This is a genomic window from Coprococcus sp. AM11-30B, assembly GCF_027674365.1.
Lineage (GTDB): Bacteria > Bacillota > Clostridia > Lachnospirales > Lachnospiraceae > Allocoprococcus > Allocoprococcus comes.
Map to the genome: position 1 here is coordinate 1 of NZ_JAQDVB010000044.1, position 6,444 is coordinate 6,444.

The following is a 6,444-nucleotide window of genomic DNA, read 5'->3' on the forward strand; positions in this document are numbered from 1 at the left end:
AGCCGCACGTACGGATCTGTGAGGGGCTAAGATTGAGAGGTCTTAGTCTACTCGACTGTCAGCTTCACATCGGGTCAACTTGCCCCGAACTTTTACAATTAAATACCCGCCGCCCACATAGCGGCACACCGAGCAGGAAATCTGAAAAAGGTCTCCTGCTTTTTTTCTGCCCAAAATGAGATGGTAAAACGCCACCCCGTCCACCAATTAGCGAAAGGAGGGACACGAAATGCCCTGTCCACACAACGAAATCACGATTGTTCAGCGCAGCCAGCGGCAGTCTGCGGTTGCCGCCGCTGCTTACCAGAGTGGCGAAAAGCTGTTCTGTGAATACGACCAGCAAGTGAAGCACTACCCGGAAAAGCGTGGTATCGTCCACAATGAGATTCTGCTCCCAGCAAATGCCCCGCCGGAGTATGCAGACCGTAATACCTTATGGAACGCCGCCGAAGCGGTGGAGAAGCAATGGAACTCCCAGCTTGCAAGGCGGTGGGTGCTTACCATCCCCAGAGAGATACCGCCTGACCAGTACGCTGTCCTTGTCCGAGAGTTTTGCCAGCAGCAGTTTGTTTCCAAAGGCATGATCGTTGACTTTGCCATCCACGACCCCCATCCGCCGGGACACAATCCCCACGCCCATGTCTTGCTCACTATGAGGGCAATAGACGAACATGGGAAATGGCTTCCCAAGAGCCGCAAGGTTTATGACCTTGATGAAAGCGGAGAACGGATAAAACTTCCGTCCGGCAGGTGGAAAAGCCACAAGGAGGATACGGTTGACTGGAACGACCAGAAATATTGTGAAATCTGGCGGCATGAATGGGAAGTAATCCAGAACCGCTATCTGGAAGCCAATGACCGCCCGGAGCGTGTGGACTTGCGTTCCTATGCCAGACAGGGGCTTGATATTATCCCTACTGTCCATGAGGGGGCTGCTGTCCAGCAGATGGAAAAGCGTGGTATCCAGACAAATATCGGCAACCTGAACCGGGAAATCAAAGCTGCCAACCGCCTAATGAAGTCCATCCGGCAGCTTATCCAAAACCTCAAAGGCTGGATTACCGAGCTGGGAGAAAAACGGAAGGAGCTGCTTGCACAAAAAGCGGCGGAGGAAGCGACACTTCTTCCCAATCTGCTGATGAAGTATATGGAGATACGAAAGGAAGAACGGAAGGACTGGACAAGGGCTGGACAGAACCGGGGGACTTCACAGGACTTAAAGGCAGTCAGCGAAGCCCTATCCTATCTCCGGCAAAAGGGGCTTTCCACTGTGGAGGACTTAGAAGCATTTCTGGAATCTTCCGGGAAATCAGCCGCAGATTACCGCAATCAGATGAAGCCAAAGGAAGCCCGCAGCAAAGTGATTGACGGGATTCTTGCCAGCCGGACAGACTGCAAGGAATGTAAGCCTGTCTATGAGAAGTACCAGAAGATGTTTTTTAAGAAAACAAAGGAGAAATTCAAACAGGAACACCCGGAGGTTGCCCGGTATGAGAAAGCCGCCGCCTACCTTGCCAAGCACCCGGACGATAAGGACAGTACCCAAAATGAGCTGCAAGAGGAGCAGGAAAAACTTCTCAGCGAAATCGCAGAGCTGAAAGAACCTTTGACCGAGGTACAGGCTGATTTGAAGAAGTTGCGGGACATCCGCTACTGGGTACGGAAAGCTACACCCGGCACAGAAGAAAGCAAAGAGCCGCCCAAGAAGCAGCCTATCAAGGAAGTCTTGCAGGATAAGGCTGACGAGAAAAAAGCACAAAGAACTGTCCCGGCACAGACGAAACACAAACAACAGGATATGGAACTTTAACAGGCACTTGCCATTTTCAATCAGAGAATGTCAGGTGCTTTTTTGTTTTCAAGGAGGGATAGATTTGAATGTATTTGAAGCTGTGAAGCAGTCCGTCACAACAAGACAGGCTGCGGAGCATTATGGAATCCATGTAGGTCGGAACGGGATGGCTTGCTGCCCGTTCCATAACGATAAAACCCCAAGCATGAAGCTGGATCGGCGTTACCACTGCTTCGGCTGCGGTGCGGATGGGGATGTGATTGATTTTGCCGCCGCCCTGTATGGGCTGAGAAAGAAAGAAGCCGCCGTACAGCTGGCACAGGACTTCGGGCTTTCCTATGAGGACTGGAAACCGCCGGGAAAGGAAAAAAAGCCAAAGCCCCGGCAGAAATCCCCGGAGGAACAGTTTCAGGAAGCAAAGAACCGCTGCTTCCGTATTCTTGCCGATTATCTCCATCTGCTTCGGGCATGGAGAACGGACTACGCCCCACACTCCCCGGAGGAAGCCTTTCATCCCCGGTTTATAGAAGCCTTACAGAAGCAAGACCAAGTGGAGTATCTGCTGGATGTGCTGCTGTTCGGGGAAACAGAGGAAAAAGCGGCTTTGATTACGGACTACGGAAAGGATGTGATACAGCTTGAACAGCGAATGGCAGAGCTTGCCGCCGCAGACGCAGCAAGAACTAAAAAACACCATGAACGCCATGCAGCCACCCCAGAGCATTGAGGAAATCAAGGAGGGGCTGGAAACTACCGAGAAAGGCGGTGTCCGTCAGAGCATACGGAACTGCCTGACTGTATTCCAGCGTGACCCGCTGCTTTCCGGGGCTATCGCATACAACATCCTGACTGACCGCAAGGACATCATAAAGCCCATCGGCTTCCACAGGGAAAGCACCGCCCTGAACGATACAGATATGAAGTATCTGCTTCTCTATCTGGAAGAAACCTACGGGCTTACCAATGAGAAAAAGATTGATAACGCCATCGGGATTGTGGCGAATGAAAACAAGTACCATCCCATCCGGGACTACCTAAGTGACCTTGTGTGGGACGGGACAGAACGAATCCGTTTCTGTCTGCGGCACTTTCTGGGCGCTGACGCAGACGATTACACCTATGAAGCGTTGAAGCTGTTCCTGCTGGGTGCAATCTCACGAGCCTTTCAGCCGGGGTGTAAGTTTGAAATCATGCTCTGTCTGGTAGGCGGTCAGGGGGCTGGCAAGTCCACCTTCTTCCGTCTGCTGGCAGTCCGGGACGAGTGGTTCTCCGATGATTTGCGGAAGCTGGACGATGACAATGTGTACCGCAAGCTGCAAGGTCACTGGATTATCGAAATGTCGGAAATGATGGCAACCGCCAACGCCAAGAGCATTGAGGAAATCAAGTCATTTTTAAGCCGGCAGAAAGAAGTTTACAAGATACCCTATGAAACCCACCCGGCAGACCGCCCCCGTCAGTGCGTGTTTGGCGGCACTTCCAATGCCCTTGACTTCCTGCCCCTTGACCGTTCCGGCAACCGCCGCTTTATCCCCGTCATGGTGTACCCGGAGCAAGCCGAGGTTCACATTTTGGAGGACGAAGCTGCTTCCAGAGCCTATATCGAGCAGATGTGGGCGGAAGCGATGGAGATTTACCGAAGCGGCAGGTTCAAGCTGGCTTTCAGCCCCGCCATGCAGCGGTATCTCAAAGAACACCAGCGGGATTTTATGCCGGAGGACACCAAAGCCGGGATGATACAGGCGTATCTTGATAAGTACACCGGGAGTATGGTCTGTTCCAAGCAACTCTACAAGGAAGCCTTGAACCATGCCTTTGACGAGCCGAAGCAATGGGAAATCCGGGAAATCAACGAGATTATGAACCAGTGCATTTCCGGCTGGCGGTACTTCCCGAACCCAAGAATGTTTTCCGAATATGGCAGACAAAAGGGCTGGGAGCGTGAAAACCCGGCAACGGACTCCGGCAACCCGTCTGAAAAAACGATGGACGGTTTTGTGGAGGTCACAGAACAGATGGAGCTTCCATTCTGAAAATGACAGCCCGTTGCCCCCCTGTTGCTATCCCGTTGCCGAGCCGGTTGCCGGGGAAAACCCCTTATTTCCGGGCTTTTCTCCCTTATAACAACCAAAACAACAGAAAAATAAAAGAAAAGTATAAATAGTAATCATCGCCAGATTGAGATTGTTTGCAAGGTCTTTTGAAGCCCGTTGCCGGACTTCGTTGCCGACACCCTCTGTCTGGCTATTTTCATGTATGGAGGATAACTGCCTATGGCAAAAAACAAAACAGAGATTCATGTGACTACTGTGTTTGACGGGGAACTGGACGCAACCGATGTGTTCGTCAGCCTGATTTCCCAGAAATACGGCAAAACAAATACGAAAGAATATCTTGCTAAAAAGAAAGATATGAAGTATAATGAAGATGAGGTTCAAAAGAGCCAGATACCGTCTGGATTGTGTGGGTAAATGGCTATGATGAACGAAATGGAATACAGAACAATCGGTTCGGCACTTGCCGGAGGGTATCGTGCAGCGGTCTATTGCAGGCTGTCAAAGGACGATGACCTGCAAGGCGAAAGTGCCAGTATCGCAAACCAGCGTGATATGCTGGAAAAATACTGCGAAAAGCAGGGATGGGAGGTTGTGGCAGTCTATCAGGATGATGGCTTCACAGGTCTTAACATGGAGCGTCCTGATTTACAGAGAATGTTGAGAGCCATTGAGCGCAGGCAGATCAACCTTGTCATCACGAAAGACCTCAGCCGACTGGGGCGTAACTATCTGCAAACCGGGCATTTGATTGAGGACTTTTTCCCAAGAAACGGTGTCCGCTATATCGCCATGAATGACGGTATCGACACCCTGCGTGATAACAACGATATTGCCCCGTTCAAGAATATCCTGAACGAGATGTACAGCAAGGATATTTCCAAGAAAGTCCATTCCTCTTATCTTCTGAAAGCGCAGAAAGGACAGTTTACCGGGTGTCTTGCCCCGTTTGGGTATCGGAAAGACCCGGAGGACAAAAACCATCTGCTCATTGACGAGGAAACCGCCCCGATTGTGCGGCTGATTTTCGGATATGCCCTAAACGGTCATGGTCCGAACTATATCCGCAGACGGCTGGAGGAAGAAAAAATCCCCTGCCCCACATGGTGGAACCGGGAACGGGGGCTTCGCAATACCCGAACCAAATGGGAAAAGAAAGACCCGGAAAACGGACGGTATATGTGGGACTTCTCCGTTATCAAAGACCTTTTGATGAATCCCGTTTACACCGGGGCGATTGCTTCCCAGAAAAAAGACTACCGTTTCAAAATCGGCACGATTGGGGAAAAGAAGCCGGAGGACTGGATTGTAGTGGAGGGACAGCATGAACCGCTGATTGACCGCATGAGCTTTGATATTGTGCAGAACAAGCTGAAATCCCGCCAGCGTCCGGGGCAGACCAATGAAATCAGCCTGTTTGCCGGACTGATAAAATGCGGCGAGTGTGGGAAGTCGCTGACGATACGCTACACAAACGAAAAACATCCCCAGCGGATTTACTCCTGCAAGACCTACAATGCCTTTGGAAAGAACCACTGCACCCAGCACCGGATTGATTATGACACCCTTTACAGCCATGTGCTGCGAAAAATCCGGGAATGTGCCAGAGCCGCCCTGATGGACGGGGAAGCGGTTGCCGACCGCCTGACCAATACCTGCGAAGCCGAGCAGCGGGAACAGCGGGAAGCAATGGAACGCTCCCTTACAAGGGACGAGGAACGGATTGAGGTTCTGGACAAAATGGTCATGCGGCTGTATGAGGATATGATTGCAGGGCGTATCAGTGAGCAGAATTTCAATACCATGCTGGAAAAGACACAGACCGAGCAGACGGAACTTAAAACAAAAGTGTCCGAGGGCAGAAAGCGGCTGTCCGATGAAGTCCAGCTTGCCAATGACGCAAAACAATGGGTGGAAGCCATTCAGGAATACGCCAACATCACAGAGCTGGACGCAGCCACCCTTAACCGCTTAATCAAAGAAATCGTCGTGCATGAGCGCATTGACGAAGATAAAACAAGACACATTTCTATCGAAATTCATTTTAATCTCAAACCCATCCCGGAGGTGGAACAGGTCACTGCCTGACCTGTCCCGCCGGGACGGTTCTCTTAAAAACACCATATAGATTTTTGTACGCCGCCGCCCGCCATCGAGCAGAGTTTTACACCTAGTTGGGGATAAAACATTTCAACCCTGGTGGAAGATGAGCCTTGTGAAACGAGAAAGGAAATAAGTTTCTGGGCAGGGATTTTTTTGCTTCTCTTGAAATCGGAATCGGGATGGACAGCATACTGTGAAATATCAGAAACAATGTGTTCCACAGAAGAAAAAAACAGTTCTTTGATTTGTTGATGGATCATGATCATGTGCCTCCTTGAGAAAGTGATATACCACTAATTCAAGGGCCGCTCTCGCTACCTCAACAAATTTATCAGTAGCGAGAGCGACCGCACATTTTGCACCCTATGTCAACCCTTTGGGTAGCTTTTTTGAAAAAATTTGGGTTAGACCCACAATTAGGGGCTAACCCTGTAACTTAACTAAATGACATGATGCCGGGGTCAAAACATAGCGTTTTCTATATACTAACCCCTG

General features: G+C 50.5%; 7 protein-coding genes. 5 read left to right on the forward strand and 2 right to left on the reverse strand.

Translation table 11 applies throughout. The annotated features are described in order from the left end of the window. Window positions 1-229 precede the first annotated feature (229 nt). The 3 genes from mobQ to PGU50_RS17660 all read left to right on the forward strand — a co-directional run bounded on the left by mobQ (window position 230) and on the right by PGU50_RS17660 (window position 3,825). Window positions 230-1,810 (forward strand): MobQ family relaxase, encoded by a 1,581-nt coding sequence (gene mobQ / locus PGU50_RS17650; protein ID WP_173900606.1) that lies wholly within the window; start codon window positions 230-232, stop codon window positions 1,808-1,810. Window positions 1,811-1,874: 64 nt separating this feature from the next. After that, entirely contained in the window at window positions 1,875-2,519 is a 645-nt protein-coding gene (locus PGU50_RS17655; RefSeq protein WP_117685613.1) for a CHC2 zinc finger domain-containing protein, read from the forward strand. Continuing rightward, window positions 2,488-3,825, forward strand: a complete 1,338-nt coding sequence (locus PGU50_RS17660; protein WP_270247620.1) for a virulence-associated E family protein — start codon at window positions 2,488-2,490, stop codon at window positions 3,823-3,825. Before PGU50_RS17655 ends, PGU50_RS17660 begins: the two co-directional genes overlap by 32 nt. Window positions 3,826-3,852: 27 nt before the next feature. Here PGU50_RS17660 and PGU50_RS18045 read toward each other — a convergent pair whose 3' ends face one another. Next, entirely contained in the window at window positions 3,853-4,092 is a 240-nt protein-coding gene (locus tag PGU50_RS18045; protein ID WP_004612762.1) for a hypothetical protein, read from the reverse strand. Here PGU50_RS18045 and PGU50_RS17665 point away from each other — a divergent pair. Beyond that, window positions 4,066-4,263, forward strand: coding sequence for a hypothetical protein (locus PGU50_RS17665; RefSeq protein WP_054328110.1), 198 nt, complete (start codon window positions 4,066-4,068; stop codon window positions 4,261-4,263). The genes PGU50_RS18045 and PGU50_RS17665 overlap by 27 nt on opposite strands. Then, window positions 4,264-5,934 (forward strand): recombinase family protein, encoded by a 1,671-nt coding sequence (locus tag PGU50_RS17670; protein ID WP_270247617.1) that lies wholly within the window; start codon window positions 4,264-4,266, stop codon window positions 5,932-5,934. It begins immediately after the preceding gene. Window positions 5,935-5,957: 23 nt separating this feature from the next. Here PGU50_RS17670 and PGU50_RS17675 read toward each other — a convergent pair whose 3' ends face one another. Next, window positions 5,958-6,209: a hypothetical protein gene (locus PGU50_RS17675; RefSeq protein WP_270247619.1), complete on the reverse strand. Its 252-nt coding sequence runs from the start codon at window positions 6,207-6,209 to the stop codon at window positions 5,958-5,960. Window positions 6,210-6,444: the final 235 nt, after the last annotated feature.